Here is a 23202-nt window from a genome sequence, read left to right on the forward strand (position 1 = left end):
GTGACGCATGAACGCGCCGACGAATTTCCTGGAACACGATCTCATCCGCGAGATCGCCGACGTTGAAGTAGGTACCGGCGTGCGGGATGATGAAGTCAGCGGCGTCGGCGCGTGGTTCATGGGCAAGTCGCTCGACGACAAGGCGGTGCTGGCCTCCCTTATGTCGGTTGGCGGTCTTGCGGTCATCGGAACCCTGGCCGCCTGGGGGCTTATTTCACCCGCGAGCAGCCGACTGGCCCTGATCGCAATACTCGGTATTGTCGGCTTCAGCGTGCCTGTCAGCCTGATCGCCCTGCAATTCATGCGCAAACGGGTGATTGCGCCCTATTCGCACATCAGCCGGGAAATGACTCGCCTCGCAGCGGGTGCCCGCGACATTGAGCTGATCGGTACCGATCGGGTCGATGAAATCGGAGACCTCGCGCGCGCACTGCACGTTTTCACCAAGTCCGGCCACAAGCTCGACGAGCTCTTCGCAAAGAAGCAGAACTCGGAGAAGGCCCGCAAGGCCGAGTTACTCCAGCTGGCTGCCAACCTCGACTCCAGCGTCGGCGAGATCGCCGGCGGTGTCGCAGCGGCATCGAGCCAGCTCAAGACGACGGCGCAAGGCATGGCGTCTACCGCCAACCAGGCGACCGGGCAGGCCGAACAGGTCATCTATTCGATGGAGCAGGCATCCAACGGCGCGACCGCGGCTGCGGCGGCGTCCGACGAATTCGCCATGTCGATCGGCGAAATCAGCCGACAGGCGGCGCATTCGGCCGATCTGGCACGCAAGGCGACCGAGACCGCTACCGGCGCGGACGACACGATTTCGGCCCTCGCCACTTCGGCCAATCAGGTCGGCGCGATCGTGGAGCTGATTCAGTCGATCGCCAAACGCACGAACCTGCTCGCGCTCAACGCTTCGATCGAAGCGGCACGAGGCGGAGAGGCAGGGCGCGGTTTTGCAGTCGTCGCCAGCGAGGTGAAGGAACTCGCGTCGCAGACCAGTCGAGCGACCGAGGAAATTGCCGACCAGATCCGGGACATGCAGAATTCGACCGGTGCCAGCGTCGGCGCGCTGCGTTCGATCGTCGACCAGATCCGCGAACTCGAAACCACGGCCGTGTCCATCGCCAGTGCCGTCGACCAGCAATCGGTTGCCGGACAGGACCTCGCCCGCAGTATCGACCTTGCCGCCCGCTCGACCGAAGAGGTTTCGGGCAGCATCACGCAGGTTCGCGAGACGTCACTTTCGGCAGGGGCTGCCGCCAGCCAGGTGCTGACATCGGCGGAAGAACTCGAACTGCAGGCCGAAGCCCTGCGCGCGAAGATGCAGGCCTTCACTGCCGAGGTCCGCGCAAGCTAAGCGATCCGCTTACCGCAGGCGACGCGCAGACGGCGCATCGCCCGCAGTGATCACGTCACTCCCACCAGTAGGGTCGGCGGGTTTCCGAACCCGTCTCCACTTCGTTCATCGTGCGCGCATCGTAGAGCCTGCCGCCCAGCATCACGCGCTCGATGTCGTCCGAGTTGCGGATGTCCACGCTCGGGTCGGCGGACAGGACCAGCAGGTCGGCCAGCTTGCCGACCTCAAGGCTGCCGATATCGCGCTCCATGCCGAGCGACTGGGCCGACCAGATCGTGCCGGCCCGCAGCGCCTCGATCGGAGTCATTCCGCCGCGCACGAAGCTCCACAGCTCCCAATGCGCGGCGATGCCGGCCTGCTGGCCATGCGCACCGATGCTGATTTTCACGCCCCGTTCGGCCAGCTTCTTCGTTTCGCGCGCCGCATCGTCGTCGACGAAGGCCCATTCCGGAGCAGTGACGCGCCGCGCGGTCTGCGCGATCAGCTGGCGCGGCGGAGTATGGACGAGCAGCGGGTTGTCGAACACATCGGTCGCCTGCCGCCAGTACGGGTCGCCCGCAAGCCCGCCATAAGTGACCACCAGCGTCGGCGTGTTGTTGGTCTGCGAGCCGCCCCAGAACTGCAGGACGTCTTCGTAGAAATATTCGACCGGGACGTTGTGCTCCACGGTCGAATTGCCGTCGGCGATCAGGTTCATATCCATGCCGAACAACGATCCGCCCTCGGCGACCACGAGCATATCCTCGGCCATCGCGGCGGCGACCACCTGCTGGCGTTGTTCGCGCCGCGGCTGGTTGTAGTTCTTCACCGAGACGCCGCCTTGCGCCTTGATCCGGCGCACGTGTGCCAGCGCGTCCTCGTATCCGTCGATGCGGGCATAGACCGAAGGTGCCTTGGCGCCGTAGATGATTTCCCCGGTCGAGAAGATGCGCGGAGCCAGCAAGCTGCCCGCCCGCTGCCGTTCCGACGCTGCGAAGATCATGCTGGCGCGCGACGACGGATCGTGGAGCGTGGTTGTGCCCAATGCGAGGTTCTGCACCAGCGACCAGTTCTGTTGCGGGATGAGATCGGCCACGCCCTGCGGCCCGTGGGCATGGGCATCGACGAGGCCGGGCATGATCGTCTTACCCGCTGCGTCGATCACAGTCGCGCCTGCCGGAACGGCCACGGCATCCGCCGCGCCCACTGCAGAGATCCGGTCGCCGCGGATCACGATCGTACCATTCTCGATCGCGCCTGCGCCGTCGCCGGTCATGGTCAGGATGCGCGCGCCGGTCAGGGCAACCACGCCGGTCGGCTTGTCGGCGCGGATTGTCCGGGCGAGCGAGATTCCGCTGGCAGGCGGCGTGAATTTCGGCGCGTCCTTGGCCAGCGGCGCATTGGAGAACATCGCCGAGGTCGGAGCGCGATAGAGCGTCGGCCCCATCGACCAGGTCAGCGTGCTGCCGCCATCGGTCCAGCCGATGTAGTCCGCCCCGTCCTTGCTGGCGCGCGTCACCGGCAGCGAACTGGCCTTCTCGCCAAGTGTCACCGCCTGACCGCCCGGCAGGAGCGGCGTGACAAAGACCTCGTAATTCTCGCGGAATGCCAGCATGTCGCCGCGCGGGCTGACGCTGTATCCGCTGACGAGCTCGCCTTCGGCATGAACCTGGCGGCGGTCCCCGGCAAGCGTAGCGGATAGCAGCTGGAGCTTGCCGCCCGACCGCCCGAGCATGAACAGGCGGTCGTCATCGGCGCCGAACTGCGGATCGGTCGTGTCGCGCGCAACCAGTACAGGCGTTCCGCCATTCGCGGAGACCGAATATACGCCTTCGTTCTCCGAGTATTCCGGCGACGTCAGATACCCGCCCGAACGTTTTTCGAACACGATGGTATCGCCATCGGGCGAGAACTGCGGCTGCGCATAGTGGCCGGGGGTCCGGGTAACCGCCCGTACGTTCCGACCATTCGCATCTGCGGTCATGACCTGCCCCAGCCCATCGTCGGTCCAGCGCACGAACACGATCCGTCGGCCGTCGCGCGACCAGCTCGGCCACAGCTCGAGCGCCTCGCCCCCATCCGACAGGAAGCGCTGAGGCTCGCCGCCGCCAAGCGGCTTGGTGTAAAGCTTGCCGAGGCTTTCGAAGACGACCGTGCGGCCGTCGGGGCTGACGCTGGCGAAACGAGGGATTTTCGCCGTGAAGCTGTCCTCGCCCACCGGGATTACAGGATGGGGCGCATCGGCAACGCCGCGCGTGTCGTCGATCCGGAACGGGATCACGCTCGCGCCGCTGCCATCGGCGGCGATGCGGCGGATTTTGCCGCCGGCCCAGGCGACGATCGCGCTGCCATCAGGCGTCCAGTCCATGCGCGGATAGAAGCCATAGACCGCCCAGGTCTCCTGCATATCGAGATCGAGATCGCCGTAGATCATCCGCTCGACGCCGGTGGTGAGGTTCTTCACCCACAGCTCGGTCGTATCCTTTTCGCGCCGGATGAATGCCAGCGATGTGCCGTCGGGCGACGGCGTCGGGCGCACGGCCCCGCCATACCCGCTGGCCGCAGTCGTTACTTCGGTGGTGGCGAGGTCGTAACGCTCGATGGCGAAGGTCCCTTGCGTCGAATCCTGCGCATATTCGAAGATCGGGCCGCCGGTGACGTTGCGGGTGTAGTAGACTGCCTCACCGCCCGGCGCATAGATCGGCTCGCCGAGCTCCTTCTGCAACGTCTCATTGGCGCGCGCGACCAGCTTGACGCCGCCACCGCCGGAAGGATGGTAGAGCCAGATTTCCCCGGTGCCGAGAGAGCGCTCGGTCGTGAAGTGCTTCTTGGCGACGATGTATTTGCCGTCCGGAGACCAGTCGGGCTGGTTCAGGAGGCGGAATTCTTCCTTGGTAACCTGGCTCTTGCTCGAACCGTCCGCATTCATCACCCAGATGTTGTCCCCGCCGCCACGGTCGCTGGTGAAAGCGATCCGCCGTCCGTCGGGCGAAAAGCGCGGCTGCACCTCCCACGCCAGGCCTTCCGCGATCCTGCGCGGCGTGCCGCCGGCGATCGGCATGGTGTAGATGTCGCCGAGCAGCGCGAAGGCGAGCGTGCGTCCGTCGGGCGAGGCATCGACATCGATCCACGTACCCTCGTCGGTACGGATCGGCACTTGCCGGATGGTGAAGCCGCGCGGATTGGCGACGTCCCAACTTTCGTCGTTACTACTCGATGCCGCCGGATTGGCAGTTGCGGGAGCCGCATCGACCGCCATGCCCGACCCTTCGGCAGGCTGTTCGTCCTGCGAGGCATCGACCTCCTGCTCTTCGACCGGATCGGGAGTCGGTTCGGGGTCCTGTGCAAGGGCCGACTGACTCGCGAACAGGGCTGCAAGAACGGATGCGATGCTGGATTTCATGATTGTCTCCCTCGAATGCCTTGCCCGCTTCATAGGCGGCTGGGGCGCGAGGGCAAATGGCGATTGCGAGCGGGGCTTCAGCCTACGCTGGCGCGCTCCACCAGACGCACGGGTACCCGCCGCTCCGGCTTCTCGCCTTCCTTGGCCAGCGCCGTGTCGATGAGCAGCTTGCCCGCCATGGCGAAGTCCGGCTCCACCGTCGTCAGCGGCGGCGCGCTGAACTCGCCCGAACCGAGCCCGTCGAAGCCGATCACCGAGACCTTGCCCGGCACCGCAATCTGGCGCGAGGCGAGCTCCTCCAAAGCTCCCAGCGCCATGGCATCGCAAGCAAAGAAGAGCCCATCGAAATCCGCGCCCTTCTCGACCAGCGTAGCGATGGCGTTGCGCCCCTGCGAAACCCGATCCTCGCCTTCCCCCACCAGGGGTTCGTGAACTTCCAGACCGCCCGCCTTCATCGCCGCGCGATAACCTTCGTAACGTTCCGAAAACTGCCGCTGCGAGCAATGCGTGTCGCCGACGAAATGGATCGAAGTCGCGCCGCCTTTCACCAGCCGCTCGACTGCAATCCGCCCCCCGTCGCGGTTGTCGGAGCGCACCCATGTGGCATCGTCGAACGGGGAGCCCCAGAAGGCGATGGAATCGCTCTGCGCGGCGCATTCGCGGAAATAGTCCCATGCGGGCTGATTGGTCGCCGTGCCGATCACGACGACGCCATCGGCCTGCCGCCGCGCGACGTAGTGGCCGAACAGTTCTTCGGGCTCGGCCTGGAACGAGACGAGCGCTTCGTAACCCCGCTCCGCCGCCGCCGCGCAGGTGCTGCCCAGCATCGAATAGTAAAACGGATTGATCGCGGCAGCACCCTGCCCTGCCCGGCCGATCACCACGATTGCGATCGTCCCAGTTTCGCCACGCCGCAGACCGGCCGCGCGGGCATTGACGTGGTAGCCGAGCTCTTGTGCCGCCTGCTCCACCCGGCGCCGGGTCGCTTCGGTAATGGTCTCGGACCCCGAAAGCGCCCGGCTGACGGTCGACTGGCTGACCCCTGCACGCTCGGCAACATCGATCGAGGTCACGCGCCGCGGCGCACCGTTCAGACTGTTCGACATCCCACGTCCCATGGCAGTTTTATCGTGTCCCTAACCCGAAGTTCACGAGATTGCGAGTAGTGCAATTCAGCCCGCACTTGCACAGACGAACCGGCACCGCATAAGAGGGTGGGAACTGAGAGGTATCGCATGGCGCAGGACCATCGACGGGAAGACCGGTTCACAGTCCAGGTCGCAGGTCGCTATCGCGGCAAGCATGGCAATTCGCGAGACATCTGGATCAAGGATGTTTCCGAATATGGCTGTCGCTTTTTCGACAAATTCTCCATCCTCGAGGAAGACGGGGAAATCCTCGTCAAGCTCGGGAACATCGGCCCTATCCCCGCAGAAGTGAAATGGCGCGAGGGCAGCACGGTCGGCGCGCAATTCGATCGTCCGCTCCATCCCAGCGTACTCGAGCACATCGTTCGCGAGATGGATCGCCGCGAAGGCGAATAGCATGCGGCAGAGCGCTCGGCGTCGGCTGCTGGGCGCGGCAATTTCCTATCTCGGCGGGATTGCGACGCGTGTCGCCGTCCAGCTGGCGACGCTGCCGATCCTGTTCGCGAACTGGCCCGCAAATCGCGTCGGCACGTGGATGATGATTTTCGCGGTTCCATCCTATCTCGTGATGGCGGGACAGGCCTTTTCCGGCGCGGGCGGGAACGCAGCCCTTGCCGCTGCGAGAGAGGATCGCTGGACCGACGCGCGTGCGGCGTTCCGGGCGAGCTGGATCTGGGGAACCGGGCTAAGCGCGCTGGCCATTGCTGTCTTGATCGCTTGCGCGATGGTCGTCCCCGCCGACCTCGCCCGCGATTTCGGCTTTGTCGACCAGAGCGAACTCCGCCTCAGCACCGTCTGGCTGGGCATGTATATCTTCGCCTTGGTCCAGGCTGCGCTGATGCTCGTGCCGCTGCGGGTGAGCGGACATTATCCGCTCTCGGCTGTGGCGCTCAATATCGCCGCTCTGACGGAGATCGCGGTGCTCGCGCTATGCGTCACCCAGAGCCAGTCCTTTGTTCTGCTGGCGGCTGCTCTGGCAGGCTTGCGCTGCCTCACCGCCGTGGCAATCGGCGCGATCGCCTATCGCCACGCGCCGGAGGTTTTTGTCGCCCCGGCGGTGCCCCTCCGGCCGACCCTGCGCCAACTCCTTCGCCCATCGCTGGCCTTCATCATCCTGCCGGTCGTCTATACGCTCAATCTTCAGGGCTACACGCTGCTGGTCGGCTTTGCTTTCGGCGCCACCGCGGTCGCCGGTTTTGTCGCCATCCGGGTCGTGGTCCGCGCGATCGATCTGGTCATGACGGTCGTCTATTCGGTCCAGTTCTTCGAAGCCGGCTATATCGAGGGCGACAAGCAAGCCATCCAGCGGCGCCAGCTGGCGACCATGACCACCCTTACGACAGTCGCGATCGCCGTATTTGCTTGCGTGCTGATGCTGGCGGGCGACTGGCTGCTTGCCCTGTTCACTGCCGGAAAAGGCGCTTTCGATCCCGGGCTGGCGTTTACTCTGCTTGCGGCCGGTGCGCTTCGCGGGCTTGCAACGACACCGCAGTCGATGGTCGCTGCAGAGAGTGCCCATGGCGCCTTGGCCCGTAGCTATCTCCTCGCCTCGCTGCTCGCACTGGGTGCAGCGACGGCTCTGGCGACGGCCGGCCTGCCGCTGCTGGTGATCGTCGCCATGCTCATCCCCGCCGAGCTGGTGGCCACAGTGCTTGCCTTTCGTACCGTACTAACCAGGCTGGACTGGAACGTGCGGAATTTCCTTCGCGCACTCGGGAGCCGCGATCGCCTTGCCGACGTCGTCCACCTGGCGCGTTTCCTGGGGCAACGCAGCTGATCGCAGCTTGCGGCCTGCCGCCGGAAGGGTCATTCTGCGCCGACCGTGTACGACTTCCTGCTCCTCGCCTCCTGCCTCGTCTTTATCGGGACATGCATCGCCTACGCCCGGCACGATGCGGCGAGCCTGTTCCACCCGGCCACAATCTATTTGGCCTTCCACGGCTTCATCTTCGTGATCCGACCGCTGTTTGCCCGGTTCTACGAATTCGATCTCGTTTACAGGGTCTATGATTTCCTGCCGTCGATGAGTGACAAGATTACAGTCATCCTCGGCTCGAACCTGGCGATGCTCGTCTTTGTCTTCACCGCTCTGCGTGTGGGAGGACAGCCGGTGGCACGATCGCCCGACGCTCTTGAATTCGACCGCTTACGGCGCGATTTTACGGGGCCGATACTTCTCACCTGCGTCTTGTTGGCGCCTCTCGCCCTCGCGGCTCAGTTCGCAACGTGGGAGCGGCGGGTCGATCCCTATCTGACCATGGCCCGCGATGCCGGGACGGGTATCATGGTCAACGTCGAGGCCAACGGCTGGTTCATGGAATCAGCCCTGATACTCGCACCGCTCTCGGTATTTGCCGTCTGGCTGCTGCGCTACCGGCCCTTGGGATGGTTCATTTTCGCGATCGCCAGCGTGCTGATGCTCGGCTCGGGAGGGCGCGGCGCATTCGTCTTCGCGGCCACGGCTATTGCAATTATCTTCTTGCTGGAGCGGGGTAGACGCTGGTTCGACCCACGAGTCGCGGGGCTGGGCATTCTCGCAGTACTTGTCTTCAATGCGGTCGTGATCGATCGCGGCCAGAGTTTGCGCAGCATGCTGGGTTCAGACCTCGATGGCGGCTACACCACCGCCCACGATCTCGACCCGCTCGAGCACATGGATTTCGCCAATCTCGAGTATTTCGAATATATCGTCTACGCGGTCCCGCAACGCACCGGCAGCTGGGATTATTTCGCGCATAATCTGCAGATTTTCACAGAACCCGTTCCGCGATCGCTATGGCCCGACAAGCCGATCGGATCGCCGGTCAAGTTCTTCGAGCTGTGGGATTACGGCACGCCGATCGGCATGACGATCTCGCTGCCCGGCGCGGGGTGGATGTCGTTCGGATATGTCGGGATTGCGATCTACGCCGCGCTTTTCGCCTGACTCTACGGCGCGATCTACGCCCGGCTGCTCGGTCGATCGGCCACGCCGGTGGCGATGCTCGCCTATGCTTTGCTGGCAGCGACGACCATCGTTGTGTTCCGCGATGGCATATTGCTTACCCTGTTGCGCCAGCTACCGTTCTATTTCGGGCCGTTCCTGCTCGTTCTTCTATTTGCCAGAGTCAAAAAACCGAACACCCCGCGGACTATTGCGCCGTATGACCCGGTTGGAGAAACACCGGCCGACCGACGCCGCGCGCTGGCGAGCCAGGGATCGCGCCAGCTACTTTGACCCTGACTGCAGTGCCCGAAGGCGAGCTCCCCACAAAACATTTCATTTAGAGACTGACTGGCGCTTGCCGCTCTCATGGTCTATTCTGTGACCAAGAGGAGAGAAGAATGGCTGAATTGGCGAGCGATTTCGATGTGCTGATCGTCGGCGCAGGCATATCCGGTATCGGAATGGCGGCGCATATGAAGGACAAGGCCCCGACCCATAGTTTCGCCATTGTCGAGCGACGCGACAACATCGGTGGCACTTGGGATCTATTCCGCTATCCCGGCATCCGTTCGGACAGCGACATGCATACGCTGGGGTTCGAATTCGAACCGTGGAAGCATGAAAAGTCCATCGCCGATGCCCCTGCCATCCTCGACTATCTCGAGCGCATCACCGACGATCGAGACATCCGGCAGCATATCCGCTTCGGCCACAAGGTCCTTTCCGCCGACTGGCGCGGCAGCGAGGCCCGCTGGCATGTCACGCTCGAAACGAAGGAAGGCGAGCGCAAGCATCTCACTGCGAACTGGCTCTACCTCGGCGCAGGCTATTACGATTACGACGAGCCCTACGACCCGGGCTTCGATTTCGGCGAATTCGAAGGCCAGGTCCTGCATCCGCAGTTCTGGCCGGAAGACCTCGATTATACGGGCATGAACGTCGTCGTGATCGGGTCCGGCGCGACCGCCGTCACCATCGTGCCCTCGATGGCCGACAAGGCGGCCAAGGTGACGATGCTCCAGCGCACGCCGACCTGGATGTTCAGCCGCCCGGCCAAGGATTCGATCGCGAATTTTCTGCGCAAGATCCTGCCGGAGGAAACGGCCTACAAGATCACCCGGTGGAAGAACATCAAACTGCAGGACTTCGGCTTCAAGCGCGCGCGCACCAAGCCCGACAAGATGGCGGAAGGCCTGCACAAGCGCATTCGCAAGTCGATGGGCGAGGATTACGACCTCACCGATTTCACTCCGCCCTATAATCCGTGGGAGCAGCGCCTTTGCCTGGTGCCGGACGACGATCTGTTCGAAGCCATGAAGAGCGGGAAGGCGGATGTGGTGACCGGTCACATCAAGGCATTCGAGAAAGGCGGGGTCCGCCTTACGGACGACACCTTCCTGCCTGCCGATATCGTCGTGACCGCGACCGGCCTCAAGCTGGCGGTGGCCGGCAAGATCGCGCTGTCGAAGGAAGGCGAGCCGATCGATCTCGCAGAGCACTTCTACTACAAGGGCTGCATGTTCTCGAACGTGCCGAACCTGGCGGTCGTGTTCGGCTATCTCAACGCCAGCTGGACGCTGCGCGCGGACATCAATTCGGATTACGTCTGCCGCGTGCTCGAACTGATGAAGGGCATGGACGTGGACATCGTCGTGCCCCGCCTGCCCGAGGATCACGGTCTCGAAGAAGACGACATCTTCGACTTCTCGTCCGGCTATATCCAGCGTTCGAAGCACATCATGCCGAAGAATGCGGTGGGCTATCCCTGGCGGCTCAATCAGGAATATGTGCTCGATCGCAAGCGCATGGCGAGCGAGCCGGTCGACGATGGCGTGCTCACCTTCTTCCGCGCGACCGAAGAGGTTTCGGCTGCGGAGGGAAGCATGGAAGCTGCGGAGTAGCTTTCCGCGCCGCACCGCATTAGGTCGGAGCGCATGAGCGAACGCATCTACACCGCCGGCCTCGTCGTTATCGGCGACGAGATCCTGTCCGGCCGCACGCATGACAAGAATATCGCGCAGGTCGCCAGTTGGCTGCAGGTGCAGGGGATCCGCCTTGCCGAAGTGCGCGTCGTGCCGGACGTGATCGCGCGGATCGTGGAAGCGGTGAATGCGCTGCGCGAGGCGAACGACTATCTCTTCACCACCGGCGGGATCGGTCCCACGCATGACGACATCACGGTCGATGCCGTGGCTCGGGCGCTGGGTGTCGACGTTATCGTCCACCCGACTGCGCGGGAGATTCTCGAGAAATACTATGCCGACAAAGGCGGCATCACGGATGCACGTCTGCGCATGGCCCGCGTGCCCGAGGGGGCGGAGCTGATTGCCAACCGTATGTCGGGTGCACCGGGAATCAAGATCGGCAACGTGCACCTGATGGCGGGCGTGCCGCATATCACGGCTGGCATGCTCGACGCGCTGACGGGTACGCTGCAGGGCGGTAAACCGCTGATCTCGGAGACGGTCGGCTGCTGGACGCCGGAGAGCGAGGTCGCCGACATCCTCCGGCAGGTCGAACAGACCCACACTTCTTGCCAGATCGGTAGCTACCCCTTCTTTCGCGAGGGCCGCGTGGGCGCGAATTTCGTGGTCCGCTCGACCGACCGCGGAGAATTGAAGAGCTGTGTCGACAGCCTGTGCGACGGGTTGGCGAGTGGCGGTTTCGACTTTACCCCCGGCGGAATCTGACGAAGCCTTTGTTAAGCCTGCCACGCGCAGTATCCCTGCTCTACGGGAGGTTTGCTGACGCGTGGAATGGCTATTCATCCTGATACTCGGCGGGGTCGCCTATTACCTGACCGAGCGTCTTGGTAAGGCCGAACGCCGCATCGAAGAGCTGAGCGAGCTGCAGGATCGCATGTTCGATTACATGCGCTCGGCCAACGATGACCGGCGGGGCGAGCCTGTCCCTGACGAGCCGGCTGTCGAGGCGATGCCCGAGCGCCCAACGAGCGTCCCGAAGGTGGTCTTGCAGCGGGATCGCCCCAATGTCGCAGACGAAGCCAGCGTTTCAGCTACACCGCTGGACGAGCCGGAGCCTGCATCGCAGCCCGTCGATGAACCGTCCTCGAAAGAGCCGTTCTTCGCGCTCTTCAGTTTCGACCTTGAAGACGTGTTCGGGCGGCGACTGCCGATCTGGGCGGGCGGCGTCACGCTCGCCGTCGCGGGCGTCTTCCTCGTCCGCTACTCGATCGAGCGCGGGCTGATCACGCCCACGCTTCGGGTCGTCATGGCCTTCCTGTTCGGCGGAGGGCTGATCGCTGGCGCAGAGGCGGCGTACCGTTTTCGCGACAAGGTGGCCGACCCGCGCGTGGCGCAGGCGCTGGCTGGCGCAGGTCTCGCCACGCTTTACGCGGGTTTTTACCTCGCCGGCTCACAGTACGGGCTGATCGGGCAGACGCTCGCCTTCCTTGGCTTGGCCGCCGTGACCGCAGGCGCGATCGGCCTGTCCTTCCGCTTCGGCTTGCCGAGTGCCGTCCTCGGCCTGGTCGGCGGCTTCGCGGCCCCTGCGCTGGTCGGTGGCGAGGAGACGAACCTGCCGCTGCTGGCGCTCTACCTCGGCCTCGTCACCGGCGGACTGGTTTACGCGGGCCGCCAGCAACAGCGCCAATGGCTCGGCATTGCCGCCATCGTCGGCGGGCTCGGATGGGGTGCACTGCTGCTGCTGGCCGGCGATCCGGGAGTGGCGGAGATTCTTGCGCTGGGCCTCTATTTCGTGGCCCTCGGCGCGGTCATGCCCGCACTTGGCGAGGCTGGGCGGTTCGAGCGGCCCTTGCGGCTCGCCGCGGCGCTCGTCGCCAGCGTGCAATTGGCGCTACTGGTCGATCAGGGCGGCTATGCACCGCTCGCCTGGGGGCTATACCTGCTGCTCGGCGCGACCTTGGCATTCTTCGGCTGGAAACGGCCTGAGATGCGCGAGGCCAATGGGATCGCGGCGCTTGTCGGCCTGCTGCTCTATGCGCAATGGCCGGTGCCATTCCCGAGCGATTTTGCGTTCGTCGGCGCTGCGCTGGCGCTGGTATTTGCGATCGTGCCGCTCGCCTATCTGCGGGACAGTTCGGACCGGATCGGCGACCGCCTGCAGGTCGCGCTGGTGCCGCCAGCGCTTGCCGCAATTGCCTACGCCACTTTCGGCAAGTTCGACGCGGACGAGGCCGAATGGGCACTGTTCCTTGCGACCGTTTTCCTAGCCCTCATACCGGCGGCAGGCGCGTGGCTGCTACGTTTGCGGGAGGACCGCCGCTGGTTTGCCGGTCTGCTCGGATCGGCCTCCGCGCTAGCGTTCGCGGCTCTGCTGATGGTGACGCCGGGCTGGACTTCACCCGTGATGGCGTCGGTCGCGCTGCTGCCCGCGTTCGTCATGCTTTTCCGGAACGGCGAAACGGCAATTTCGCGGCTGTGTTCGATCGGCTGTGTCGTGACGCTCGGGGTACTGATGGCGACCGGCACCTTTTTCGACGAAGCCGCTTTGCTCGGCGGTGACGCCGGTTCGACGACGACATGGCAGGCCGCCTTGCGCTGGACCGCCGCAACCGCTCCATTTGCAGCACTGGCGGCGTTTAGCCGAGAACCGGCGATGCGCCACAGCGCCGAAGTGGTCGGTGCGTTTCTCGTATACGGAGCGCTGGCGCAAGTGGTGCCTTCCGACGTTCTGGCATGGACCGCAGTCCTCTGCGCTTTTGCCGTCTGCCGTTTCGCGAAGGAGCGAGAGGTTGCTCAAGGTACATTTACATTCGTGGCGCTACTGTGGGCACTGGTCCCCCTGCTGACTTGGCTGGAGGCGGGTGCAGCCTCGCTCGCCGCCGATCCCGTCTATGTGATCGACCTGCCCTCAGCCAAGGCGGTGTTGCTCCGCATCCTTCCGCTGGCGGCGGCGCTGGCAATCCTGCCTTCGCTGCGGGCCATCCGCGCTGTCGAGACCCTGCGTCCCGCATGGCTCGCTGCGCCGGTGCTGCTCATCTCGGCGCATGTGCTATTCAAGCAGCTGCTGGCGATCGAGACCGAGACCCGCTTTGTCGCGCTCGGGCTCGCCGAGCGGACTTTGTGGGAAGCTCTGCTCCTCGGTCTGGCATGGCTCGCCGTCACCGGTGTTGCCAGTGTCGCGCCCCGGCGCTGGCTGGGCATCGGTCTCGCCGCGACAGCACTGCTGCATTTCACGATCTATACCGGCCTGCTCCACAACCCTCTCTGGGACCGTCAGGCGATTGGCCCAGTGCCGATCGCGAACCTCGCGACCGCTGCCTACGGCATCGCGATCATTGCCGCGCTATCGCTCAGGCAATGGCTGGCAGAGAGGCTGCGCCCCGCGTTCGACGGCGTAGTAATCGCGCTTTCTTCGGTACTGGTCCTGACCTTGCTCAGGCAGGCATTCGAAGGCTCTATCCCGGCAAGCATCCCGCTATCGCAAACGGAAGACCTGATGCGCAGCTTCGCCGGCATTCTGCTCGCGCTTTTCTACCTGTTCCTCGGCAACCGCCTGGACCAGCGCAGCTGGCGGATCGGGTCGCTGGTGCTGATCCTGATCGCCGTGGCCAAGGTGTTCATCGTCGACGCAGCGGGTCTGGAAGGGCTGCTCCGAATTGCCAGCTTCATGGCGCTGGGTTTCAGCCTGATCGGCATCGGCTGGGTTTATTCCCGACAGTTGCGGATTACGCCTGCCGGGGACGCCCGATAGCGAAAGGGCCGGGAGTTTCCTCCCGGCCCTTCTGAAACCCTGTCGGAGAAGAGAGGGCTTACGCGCCTTCGACCTCACCGAGGTCGACCTTGAGGCCCGGGCCCATCGAGCTGGTCAGCGTGACCTTGCGCACGAACTTGCCCTTGGCGCCCGACGGCTTCGCTTTCACGATCGCCTGCGTCAGCGCCTCGAAGTTCTTCTTCAGGTCTTCGTCCTTGAACGACAGCTTGCCGATGCCGGAGTGGATGATGCCCTGCTTCTCCACGCGGAATTCGACCTGGCCACCCTTGGCGTCCTTCACGGCCTGTTCCACGTTCGGAGTCACGGTGCCGAGCTTCGGGTTCGGCATCAGGCCCTTGGGGCCGAGCACCTTACCGAGACGGCCGACGACGCCCATCATGTCCGGCGTCGCGATCACGCGGTCGTAATCGAGATTGCCGTTCTGCATGTCTTCCATGAGATCTTCGGCACCGACCTTGTCGGCACCGGCGGCGAGCGCCTTGTCGGCATTGTCGCCCTTGGCGAACACGGCGACCTTCACGTCCTTGCCGGTTCCGCTGGGGAGCGAGACCATGCCGCGGACCATCTGGTCGGCGTGGCGCGGATCGACGCCGAGGTTCATCGCGACTTCGACGGTCTCGTCGAACTTCGCCTTGTGCTCGCGCAGCGTGGCGAGAGCTTCGTCGACGGTGTAGAGCTTTTCGCTGTCCAGCTTGGCGACGGTCTGCTGCTTCTTGGTCTGCTTTGCCATGGTCTTAGCCCTCCACCACGTCGAGGCCCATCGAACGCGCGGAGCCTTCGATGATCTTGGTGGCCTGTTCGATGTCGTTCGCGTTCAGGTCCTTCATCTTCTGCTCGGCGATTTCCGCCAGAGCCGAACGCTTGATGGTCCCGGCCGAAACCTTGCCCGGCTCCTTCGAGCCCGACTTGAGCTTGGCGGCCTTCTTGATCAGGAAGCTGGCCGGCGGGCTCTTGGTGACGAAGCTGAACGAACGGTCGGCATAGACCGTGATCGTGGTCGGGATCGGCATGCCCTTTTCCAAGCTGTCGGTCGCAGCATTGAAGGCCTTGCAGAATTCCATGATGTTCACGCCGCGCTGGCCCAGTGCGGGGCCGATGGGGGGCGAGGGGTTGGCGGTGCCCGCGGGCACCTGCAGCTTGATATAGCCGTCGATCTTCTTGGCCATGAATGGCCTCCTTTCTCACTTTCGCCGCGCCTGTTTCCAGCCGAGGCTCATGGTAAGCGGTCAAGCGGTGCGGCATGCCGAACCTCCCGCGCGGGGTTCCCGAAGCTGACTTGGGAAGGCGCGCACATAGCGATTTGGCGCCCAATTGCAAGCGATTCGCCGCTTTGCAAGCGATTCGCCGCTTTTCCGGCATGCAGGAGCCCTGTTGGGACTGCGATGGGCGTGTCCCATCACATGGACCGCATGGACCACAGTCCAGGGCGGAAAAACGAGCCTTTGCGCAAAACAGCCCCGTAGCCGGTTCATTCCGCATCAAAAACACGCAAGTCATTGTTTGCGGCGTAATGCATCGCGCCGGTGTAGGAAAACGTCCACACGACGTGCCGCGAACGCCCGTGGACCCGTGTGGGACCGTAGTCGAGAGCTCCTGCACCGCCGCTTCACGATGTGATAGGCTGCACGAATGTCATCTCGCTCCATCAATCCTCTCGCTGCAGCTATGACGCTCGTGCTTGGCGCCCCCTTGGCCGCACAAGACAAATCTGCCGCAGATCACGCCTCGAGAAAATCCGAATTGCCGCCGGCGCAGTTCGACGAGAACCTGGCGATCGGGGGCGAGGACATCGAGGCGCGCAAACTGCGTAGCCGGATGACGGTCGAGGTGGAAGTCAACGGCAAGGGCCCATACAAATTCGTTGTCGACAGCGGGGCGGACACTTCAGCCGTAGGCCAGATGCTGGCGGGCAAGCTTGCTCTGCCAGACGGCGCGCCGACGATGCTGCATGGCGTCACCGAGAGCAAGATGGTGGACCGCGCATCGGTCGACGAACTGCGGCTCGGCCCGACGGTCACAACCGACCTCGAAGTACCCGTCCTCGACGAGCGCGACATGGGCGGCGATGGCATGATCGGACTCGACGCGCTGGTGAACCAACGCCTGATGATTGACTTCGAAGAGCGCACGATCCGCGTCGATGACGATCTGGAAAGCGACCTCGAAAATGCCTCCGTCAGGGACGGGGTCATTGTCGTCACCGGCCGACTTCAGCGCGGCCAGCTGATCCTGACCGAGGTTTCGGCGAACCGCACCTCGGTCGATGCGGTGGTCGATACCGGATCGGAAGTGACTATCGGCAACCTGGCCCTGCGCGACAAGTTGCTGAGGAAAAGGCGCGGCGGCTTCCAGACGATCAAGGTTACCGGCGTCACCGGCAAAACCATTGCAATCGAGTTCGCTGTGATCCGTAACTTGAAACTCGGCCCTATTACGCTCCAGAACGTGCCGATCGCCTTTGCCGATATCCCGCCATTCGGTGTGTTCGGGCTGGAGGACGAACCGTCGCTCCTGCTCGGCACCGATTTGATGGAAACCTTCCGCCGCGTCTCACTCGATTTCCGGGACCGCAAGGTGCGCTTCCAGCTGCGCAAATGCGAGAACGCCGCGCTGCGGATGCGTACGAGCCCTAAGGCCTCACGCGTCCGCGCTACGCAGGAAAGCGCCTGCGCTCGTTAAAGTTCGAGCGCAGTCCCGCTCGGATTACTTGACCAGTTCGACCTGCTCGAATTCCAGTTCCACCGGAGTGGCGCGGCCGAAGATCGAGACCGAGACCTTGACCTTCTGCTTGTCGAAGTCGAGTTCCTCGACCAGCCCGTTGAAGCTGGCGAAGGGGCCGTCGAGCACCTTGACGTTGTCGCCGATTTCGTAATCGACCGAAACCTGCTTCTTCGGCGCAGACTTGGCTTCTTCCACACCGCCGAAATAGCGCGCAGCTTCCTTGTCGGAAATCGCCTGCGGCTTGTTGTTGGTGCCGAGGAAGCCGGTCACCTTGGGGGTGTTCTTGACGAGGTGGTAGACATCGTCGGTCATGTTCAATTTGGCCAGCACGTAGCCGGGCATGAACTTGCGTTCGACCTGGACCTTCTTGCCGCGCTTGATCTCGGTGACCGTCTCGGTCGGGACTTCGACCTCTTCCACGCCTTCGGACAGGCCCAGGCGCTCGGCCTCGGCGATGATCGAATCGCGGACCTTGTTCTCGAAGCCGGAATAGGCGTGGATGATGTACCAGCGTGCCATGTGTCGAAATTACCCTGTCGGAAGAATGCTAATCAGGCGAGCGTCAGCAGCCAGCGCACCACGGCGCCGAACAGCGAATCGACGCCGAGGAAGAACAGCGAGAGGATCAGCGTCAGGATGCCGACGAAGATCGCCGTGCGCACGGTTTCCTCGCGCGTCGGCCATACGACCTTCTTGCCTTCGGTCTGCACCTGCCGGAGGAATTCCGCCGGGCTGGTTTTCTGCTTGTTTGCCATCGCTCGCACTCTCGCGTAAAACTCGTCGCGCCTTCCGCCACGTCCCTTTCAGGTAGGGTCTCTCGCCGCCCCGGTTCAAGTCCGGGAGGGGCTTTTCGTGATCCCAATGTCGGAAGACGCAACGGCGTTTAGGCCGTGCGCGGCCAAAAGGCAAGCGGTGGAACGGCCGCATTTCCGGCCTTTTCAAGCGCGCCCTTCGGCCCTAGCCTCCGCGCTTTACCCATCCGGGTCGTATGAGGGGAATTCTTGCAATGGCAACCAGCCAGGCACCTAGTCTGGGCGAGCGGCTGATTCAGCCGGTCACCAACATATCCGACTTCATCTGGGGCGGTACGTGGAACGGGGCGGAAGTCCTGCCCTTCCCGCCCATGACCATCATCCTGCTGGGGATCGGCCTGTGGATCATGGTCGGCCTCAAGTTCTACCCCATCGTCAAGCTGGGCAGCGCCTTCAAGGGGCTGTTCGCAGGTCGCAAGAGCCAGGGCGCGGGCGAGATTTCGCCCTTCGCGGCGCTTTCTACGGCATTGTCGGGACAGGTCGGCACCGGCAATCTCGCCGGCGTCGCAACCGCCATCGCACTCGGCGGGCCGGGCGCGATCTTCTGGATGTGGATCACCGCCCTGTTCGGCATGGCGCTCGCCTTCGCCGAGGGCTCGCTCGCCATCCGCTATCGCGAGACGACCAGCGACGGCGTGAAGCGCGGCGGCCCGATGAGCTATATCATGATGGGCCTCGGCCCGAAGTTCACCTGGCTGGCAGTAATTTTCTGCCTCGGCACGCTGTTCTCCGCGCTCGTAACCGGCAACTCGATTCAGGCGAACGCCGTGGCCGACGGCCTCAACGAGCTGTTCGGGATCGAGGAATGGCTCGGCGGGCTGATCGTCGCGATCCTCGTCTTCATCGTCATCATCGGGGGCATCAAGTCGATCGGCAACGTGGCAGAGAAAGTCGTGCCGTTCATGGCCGCGACCTATATCGTCATGGCAATCATCGCGCTGATCCTGAACTTCGGCGATCTGCCGGAAACGTTCAGCCTGATCTTCAACGGTGCGTTCAACCCGCAAGCGGCGAGCGGCGGCTTCGTCGGCGCGGCCATCATCCTGGCCATCCGTGCGGGTGTTGCGCGCGGCCTGTTCTCCAACGAGGCCGGCCAGGGCTCGACCGCCATTGCCCATGCCGTAGCGCAGACGGACGATCCCGAATTGCAGGGCCGCATGGCGATGCTCGGGACCTTCATCGACACCATCGTGATCTGCACCATGACGGCGCTCGTCATCCTCACTGTGCGCGGCGATTTCACCGCGGCGGGCGAGCCGGTGCTGCATGCTTGGCAATCCGACAGGGTCGGGTTCGAGATGACGAGCGGGGCCTTCGCGGCCGCTTTCCCGGTGGAGGTTGCCAGCGTTCCCATCGGTACTCTGGTCGCATCGATCGCGCTGATCCTGTTCGTGTTCACGACACTTCTGACGTGGAGCTACTATGGGGAGCGGGCGATCACATTCCTCTACGACCGGATGAAGGGCTCGACGCGGTCGGGCGAGCGCAAGCTGCATATGGCGTGGCGCGTGCTGTGGTGCGTTGTGATCTGGCTGGGTGCGGCTCAGCCGAGTGAGCTGGTCTGGCGTTTGGGCGACATCTCGAATGCCGCGATGGCGCTGCCCAACCTGCTTGCCCTCGCGCTGCTCTCGGGCGTCGTGTTCAAGCTGGCCAAGGGCGACCGGACCGCGGGCAAGGACCACCACGCCGCGACACCGGAGGAGCCCGAGGAATACTGACGGCCTCCGTCAGGTAGCGGCACAGAAAAAGGGGCCGGGAGTGGACGTTACTCCCGGCCCCTTATCCTTTGACTGAACCCTCAGCGCCGACCGAACAGACGGGCAAGGAAGCCCGGCTCCTCGCTCTCCATCGGAAGGATCTTGCCATAGGTCTGAAAGCGAGCGGAACTGTCGCTGACTGGCTTCGGCTTCACCCACCGATCGGGGCGGCTACTGTGGAAGGACATGCTCGACATGGGCTAACCTCATGAAATGCTTTCCCTCCGTCCTAATGGGTAAGAACACCTATCGGGCGGATCGGGTTCCCACATGTTCTGCAGCCGCCCTACTCCATATCAGCCACAGCAGGACCAGCGCGGCGAGTGGCATCAAATTGATACCGAGCGGCAAGGCGGCCGCGCGCGTCGCGTAAGGCGCGAACCACAGCGCGACGAGCGCGAGCTTTTCGTAGGGGCGGAAGCCGTTGCGCAGTCCCCGGTCGACGGCCCACAGGGTCGGATAGATCAGGAAGGGCAGGTCGTAATTGAACAGATAGTGCGAGGCGAGCGCGGTCGCGGCCAGCGATGTTGCAGCTATCGCCGATGGATCTCCGCGAAAACGCCGCGCCGCCAGTACTGTCGCAGCCAGCGCGAGTGCCAAGGAAAGCCCGCCAGCGATGAAGGCTGCGTTGTCTCCCGCCAACAGTCGGGTCTGCGAGTAGAAGGTCGTCATGCGAAGCAGGAAGTCGCGATTGATGCCTTCCATCAGCGCAGCGCTCGCCTCCCAGCTGGTCGTGTAGGCCAGCAGGGTCTCGGTGCCGAATACGGCCCACGACAGCAGAATGAGCCCGACAGCCGTGGCGCCTGCCGCGATGAATGCGTTCCACCGACCGCTAGCAGCGAACCAGAAGGGCGCGAGAACTGCGAGATGTGGCTTGATCACGAGCGCGCCGAGCGCCGCTCCCGACCACACGGAGCGGTGAGTGAAAGCATGCGCCGCCAGCACCAGGAGCGCGCCGGTCAGCAGGCCGGTCTGCGCGTGGCCAGCCGCAATCAGCGCTCCAGGGTAAACCAGAACCAGCGGCCACAACCTCGGAAAGGCGCGGATGCCCGCCCAGGCCCAGAGCGCATAAGTAATAGCAACCCACGCGAACCAAGCGACGGGAAACGGCAAGGCTCCGAATGGCGCTGCTGCGAAGAGGAACGGCGGCGGATTGACGAAGGCGAACCAGCCCTCGCTCCCGGTGCCGGTCTGCACCCGCTGCTGGACCGCCAGATCGTAGGCTGAGGCCGAATCGCCCTGCACGGTGACATGCCCGGCTCCCCAAAAGGCGAGGAAGTCTGTGCCATCGACGCCCATCGCCTTGACGAAACTGTTCGCGAGCAGCGCCAGCGAGGCCAGCCCGAGGAGCAGCGCGTAACCGCGCACCCGCTGGCCGGTCAGCCAGTGCGCGTCACGGAAGAAAGAGCGGGCGTCCATGAAACCGGCTTAATCGGCACGGTTTCACGGCGCCAGATGCCGCTCGGCGCTTTTACCCGCCGCCGTTAGCGATCCAGCGGTCGATCTTGGATTCCAGCACAGGCAGCGGCAGGCCGCCGGTGTTGAGGACCTGCGCGTGGAAATCCTTGATGTCGAACCGGCTGCCGAGCTGCTCCCTGGCGCGATCGCGCAGTTCCTGGATCTTCAAAGCACCGATCTTGTAGGCCAGCGCCTGGCTCGGGATAGCGATATAGCGGTCGACCTCGTTTTCGACTTCGGTGCGCGTCATGCCCGAATTGTCGAGCATGAAGGCGATCGCCTGGTCGCGCGTCCAGCCCTTCGAGTGGATACCGGTGTCGACCACCAGCCGCATGGCGCGCAGCTGCTCGTCCTGTAGCGTGCCGTAACGCGCCCAGGGATCGTCGAACAGGCCCATGTCGTAGCCAAGCGTCTCCGAATAGAGCGCCCAGCCCTCGACGAAGGCGGTGGTGCCGCCGAAGCGCATGAAGGCCGGCAGGTCGGTGTTTTCCTGCGCAAGGCTGATCTGGAAGTGATGCCCCGGCGCGCCCTCATGAAGATAGAGCGTCACATTGCCCGTCGTGAGGCGGCTCGGCAGATCGTAGGCGTTGAAATAGAACGTGCCTGGGCGCGAGCCGTCAGGCGCGCCGGACTGGTACGATCCGCCCGCGGAATACCGTTCGATCGACACATCGTAAGGCTCGATCTTCAGTTCAGACTTCGGCAGTAGCGAGAAATAATCGCCGATCTTTTCATCGACGATCTCACCGATACGATAGAAATCCTGCGTCAGCCATTCGCGGCTTTCAGGCTTGAACTGCTCGTCGGTGCGAACGTAGTCGAAGAACTCATTGAGCGTGCCTTCGTAGCCCACTTCGGCCTGCAGCGCTTCGAGCGATCCCTTGATCCGCGCCACCTCGCTGAGGCCGAGGTTGTGGATGTAATCGGCCTCCAGTGGCAAGGTCGTCGTCTGCTCGATCAGCTGGGCGTAGAGCTCGTCGCCACCCTTCATCTGGCTGAGACCGATGCTGTCACGGGCCATGGGAAGATATTCGTCGCGCAGGAAATCGCGCACCCGCTCGTGGGCAGCGTTGATCTCGCGCGTTTTCGCTTCGTAAGCCGCCGTCAGGCGCGCCTTGTCGGCTTCGGAGAAGTCGTCGGGGAAGTTCTGGACCGGGCCCATGAACTGGGATTCGGCCAGCGGCGCCGCCAGCAGCGTATCGAGCTGTTCGATCACGCGGCCAATGGTCAGCTTCGTTTCCAGCACGCCGCTTTCCATCCCTTCGCGCGAGCGCTCGATCGCGCGGTCGCTGATGGCGATATAATCGTCGTGGCGGCTGAGGTTGTCCTCGTAATTCGCGATCGTCTTGAACTGCGCCGCGCCATTGCCGCTGGCGAAATTCGGATAAAAGGTATGGAAGCCGCGGAAGTGATTGATCGGCCGCACCTCGGTCAGCGCGCGGATTTCGTCGGACTGGCCGCGCAGAGCTGTTTCCTCCTGATATTTGAAAACATCGTAGGCTAGCTGGTCGGTCGGATTGAGCTTGCTGCGATCGATCTGGTCGAGCAGCGCGAGATTGAGCTGGGTGTCGAGCCGCGAGGCGTAGAAGCTGGAGTCGGTCAGGTAATCTCCGAGCCTATCGGCATTCGTGTCGTCGCCGCGGAACAGCCGGCTGAGGGGCTCCAGCTCCAGGCTGCGCGCATCCGATTCCGCGAAAAGCTCGAACAGCCGATCGCGCTCGCTTTCCTGTTCTGTCGTGGCAGCGGTGTGCTGCGCCAGTGCAGCGCCAGGTAGGGCGGCGACGAAAGAGAAGGCGGTAGCGGCCAAAAGGGCCCTGCGGAAACTGGTCATATCGATCCCCTGGAGTTCGTGTGTTGTCGACCTATGACACGGGATAGATCGACTCAAGCGAAGATGCAGACGACCGTCGCCCCATGCTCGACGAACGGCATGGCGCACTCGCGCATGAT

At 63.7% G+C, this 23202-nt stretch carries 19 protein-coding genes; 10 read left to right on the plus strand and 9 right to left on the minus strand.

The genetic code is table 11. The features are described from left to right. Positions 1-7: 7 nt before the first annotated feature. Positions 8-1351: a methyl-accepting chemotaxis protein gene (locus ACSH0F_RS00270; protein ID WP_435198804.1), complete on the plus strand. Its 1344-nt coding sequence runs from the start codon at positions 8-10 to the stop codon at positions 1349-1351. 55 nt (positions 1352-1406) lie between these two features. On the opposite strand, the gene ACSH0F_RS00275 is transcribed toward ACSH0F_RS00270, so the two are convergent. Further along, positions 1407-4733, minus strand: coding sequence for an amidohydrolase family protein (locus ACSH0F_RS00275; RefSeq protein ID WP_435198806.1), 3327 nt, complete (start codon positions 4731-4733; stop codon positions 1407-1409). A gap of 77 nt (positions 4734-4810) precedes the next feature. After that, positions 4811-5839 (minus strand): LacI family DNA-binding transcriptional regulator, encoded by a 1029-nt coding sequence (locus ACSH0F_RS00280; protein ID WP_435198808.1) that lies wholly within the window; start codon positions 5837-5839, stop codon positions 4811-4813. A 129-nt stretch (positions 5840-5968) separates the two neighbouring features. Between ACSH0F_RS00280 and ACSH0F_RS00285 the strand changes: the two genes are divergently transcribed. The 7 genes from ACSH0F_RS00285 to ACSH0F_RS00315 all read left to right on the plus strand — a co-directional run bounded on the left by ACSH0F_RS00285 (position 5969) and on the right by ACSH0F_RS00315 (position 14483). Beyond that, positions 5969-6277: a PilZ domain-containing protein gene (locus ACSH0F_RS00285; RefSeq protein ID WP_435198810.1), complete on the plus strand. Its 309-nt coding sequence runs from the start codon at positions 5969-5971 to the stop codon at positions 6275-6277. A 1-nt stretch (position 6278) separates the two neighbouring features. After that, the gene (locus ACSH0F_RS00290) at positions 6279-7658 is read left to right on the plus strand and encodes a hypothetical protein (protein WP_435198812.1); all 1380 of its coding nucleotides are present in this window, start codon (positions 6279-6281) and stop codon (positions 7656-7658) included. A gap of 45 nt (positions 7659-7703) precedes the next feature. Continuing rightward, on the plus strand, positions 7704-8807 hold the full coding sequence (locus ACSH0F_RS00295) for a hypothetical protein (RefSeq protein ID WP_435198814.1): 1104 nt from the start codon (positions 7704-7706) through the stop codon (positions 8805-8807). Positions 8808-8855: 48 nt separating this feature from the next. Next, positions 8856-9098 (plus strand): hypothetical protein, encoded by a 243-nt coding sequence (locus ACSH0F_RS00300; RefSeq protein WP_435198816.1) that lies wholly within the window; start codon positions 8856-8858, stop codon positions 9096-9098. 107 nt (positions 9099-9205) lie between these two features. After that, the gene (locus tag ACSH0F_RS00305) at positions 9206-10708 is read left to right on the plus strand and encodes a flavin-containing monooxygenase (RefSeq protein WP_435198818.1); all 1503 of its coding nucleotides are present in this window, start codon (positions 9206-9208) and stop codon (positions 10706-10708) included. Positions 10709-10741: 33 nt separating this feature from the next. Next, positions 10742-11497: a competence/damage-inducible protein A gene (locus tag ACSH0F_RS00310; RefSeq protein ID WP_435198820.1), complete on the plus strand. Its 756-nt coding sequence runs from the start codon at positions 10742-10744 to the stop codon at positions 11495-11497. 61 nt (positions 11498-11558) lie between these two features. Next, positions 11559-14483 (plus strand): DUF2339 domain-containing protein, encoded by a 2925-nt coding sequence (locus ACSH0F_RS00315; protein ID WP_435198822.1) that lies wholly within the window; start codon positions 11559-11561, stop codon positions 14481-14483. 58 nt (positions 14484-14541) lie between these two features. Here ACSH0F_RS00315 and rplA read toward each other — a convergent pair whose 3' ends face one another. After that, entirely contained in the window at positions 14542-15234 is a 693-nt protein-coding gene (rplA, locus tag ACSH0F_RS00320) for a 50S ribosomal protein L1 (RefSeq protein WP_278327597.1), read from the minus strand. Between the two features lie 4 nt (positions 15235-15238). Next, complete coding sequence (gene rplK / locus ACSH0F_RS00325) at positions 15239-15670, minus strand: 50S ribosomal protein L11 (protein ID WP_435198824.1); 432 nt, start codon at positions 15668-15670, stop codon at positions 15239-15241. Positions 15671-16193: 523 nt separating this feature from the next. Between rplK and ACSH0F_RS00330 the strand changes: the two genes are divergently transcribed. After that, positions 16194-17183, plus strand: coding sequence for a retroviral-like aspartic protease family protein (locus ACSH0F_RS00330; protein WP_435198826.1), 990 nt, complete (start codon positions 16194-16196; stop codon positions 17181-17183). A 24-nt stretch (positions 17184-17207) separates the two neighbouring features. Here the strand turns inward: ACSH0F_RS00330 and nusG are convergent, their stop codons facing one another. After that, positions 17208-17744, minus strand: a complete 537-nt coding sequence (nusG, locus tag ACSH0F_RS00335) for a transcription termination/antitermination protein NusG (RefSeq protein WP_278327600.1) — start codon at positions 17742-17744, stop codon at positions 17208-17210. Positions 17745-17776: 32 nt separating this feature from the next. Continuing rightward, the gene (gene secE / locus ACSH0F_RS00340) at positions 17777-17980 is read right to left on the minus strand and encodes a preprotein translocase subunit SecE (protein ID WP_435198829.1); all 204 of its coding nucleotides are present in this window, start codon (positions 17978-17980) and stop codon (positions 17777-17779) included. Positions 17981-18231: 251 nt separating this feature from the next. Between secE and ACSH0F_RS00345 the strand changes: the two genes are divergently transcribed. Beyond that, entirely contained in the window at positions 18232-19755 is a 1524-nt protein-coding gene (locus ACSH0F_RS00345) for an alanine/glycine:cation symporter family protein (protein ID WP_435198831.1), read from the plus strand. Positions 19756-19835: 80 nt separating this feature from the next. On the opposite strand, the gene ACSH0F_RS00350 is transcribed toward ACSH0F_RS00345, so the two are convergent. The 3 genes from ACSH0F_RS00350 to ACSH0F_RS00360 are packed head-to-tail and all read right to left on the minus strand — an operon-like array spanning position 19836 to position 23083. Further along, positions 19836-19982 carry a hypothetical protein gene (locus ACSH0F_RS00350; RefSeq protein ID WP_435198833.1) on the minus strand — a complete coding sequence of 49 codons (147 nt, stop codon included), beginning with the start codon at positions 19980-19982 and terminating at the stop codon, positions 19836-19838. Between the two features lie 58 nt (positions 19983-20040). Beyond that, entirely contained in the window at positions 20041-21213 is a 1173-nt protein-coding gene (locus tag ACSH0F_RS00355; protein WP_435198835.1) for a glycosyltransferase family 87 protein, read from the minus strand. 52 nt (positions 21214-21265) lie between these two features. Next, positions 21266-23083, minus strand: coding sequence for a DUF885 domain-containing protein (locus ACSH0F_RS00360; protein WP_435198837.1), 1818 nt, complete (start codon positions 23081-23083; stop codon positions 21266-21268). Between the last annotated feature and the right edge of the window lie 119 nt (positions 23084-23202).

This window comes from Qipengyuania sp. 902 (genome assembly GCF_051195295.1).
GTDB lineage: Bacteria > Pseudomonadota > Alphaproteobacteria > Sphingomonadales > Sphingomonadaceae > Qipengyuania.

Bases quoted from the DNA above. Each gene is read 5' to 3' on its own strand.
- ACSH0F_RS00270 (WP_435198804.1), top strand. From the start codon at position 8: ATGAACGCGCCGACGAATTTCCTGGAACACGATCTCATCCGCGAGATC.
- ACSH0F_RS00275 (WP_435198806.1), bottom strand. From the start codon at position 4,733: ATGAAATCCAGCATCGCATCCGTTCTTGCAGCCCTGTTCGCGAGTCAG.
- ACSH0F_RS00280 (WP_435198808.1), bottom strand. From the start codon at position 5,839: ATGTCGAACAGTCTGAACGGTGCGCCGCGGCGCGTGACCTCGATCGAT.
- ACSH0F_RS00285 (WP_435198810.1), top strand. From the start codon at position 5,969: ATGGCGCAGGACCATCGACGGGAAGACCGGTTCACAGTCCAGGTCGCA.
- ACSH0F_RS00290 (WP_435198812.1), top strand. From the start codon at position 6,279: ATGCGGCAGAGCGCTCGGCGTCGGCTGCTGGGCGCGGCAATTTCCTAT.
- ACSH0F_RS00305 (WP_435198818.1), top strand. From the start codon at position 9,206: ATGGCTGAATTGGCGAGCGATTTCGATGTGCTGATCGTCGGCGCAGGC.
- ACSH0F_RS00310 (WP_435198820.1), top strand. From the start codon at position 10,742: ATGAGCGAACGCATCTACACCGCCGGCCTCGTCGTTATCGGCGACGAG.
- rplA (WP_278327597.1), bottom strand. From the start codon at position 15,234: ATGGCAAAGCAGACCAAGAAGCAGCAGACCGTCGCCAAGCTGGACAGC.
- rplK (WP_435198824.1), bottom strand. From the start codon at position 15,670: ATGGCCAAGAAGATCGACGGCTATATCAAGCTGCAGGTGCCCGCGGGC.
- nusG (WP_278327600.1), bottom strand. From the start codon at position 17,744: ATGGCACGCTGGTACATCATCCACGCCTATTCCGGCTTCGAGAACAAG.
- secE (WP_435198829.1), bottom strand. From the start codon at position 17,980: ATGGCAAACAAGCAGAAAACCAGCCCGGCGGAATTCCTCCGGCAGGTG.
- ACSH0F_RS00345 (WP_435198831.1), top strand. From the start codon at position 18,232: ATGGCAACCAGCCAGGCACCTAGTCTGGGCGAGCGGCTGATTCAGCCG.
- ACSH0F_RS00350 (WP_435198833.1), bottom strand. From the start codon at position 19,982: ATGTCCTTCCACAGTAGCCGCCCCGATCGGTGGGTGAAGCCGAAGCCA.
- ACSH0F_RS00355 (WP_435198835.1), bottom strand. From the start codon at position 21,213: ATGGACGCCCGCTCTTTCTTCCGTGACGCGCACTGGCTGACCGGCCAG.
- ACSH0F_RS00360 (WP_435198837.1), bottom strand. From the start codon at position 23,083: ATGACCAGTTTCCGCAGGGCCCTTTTGGCCGCTACCGCCTTCTCTTTC.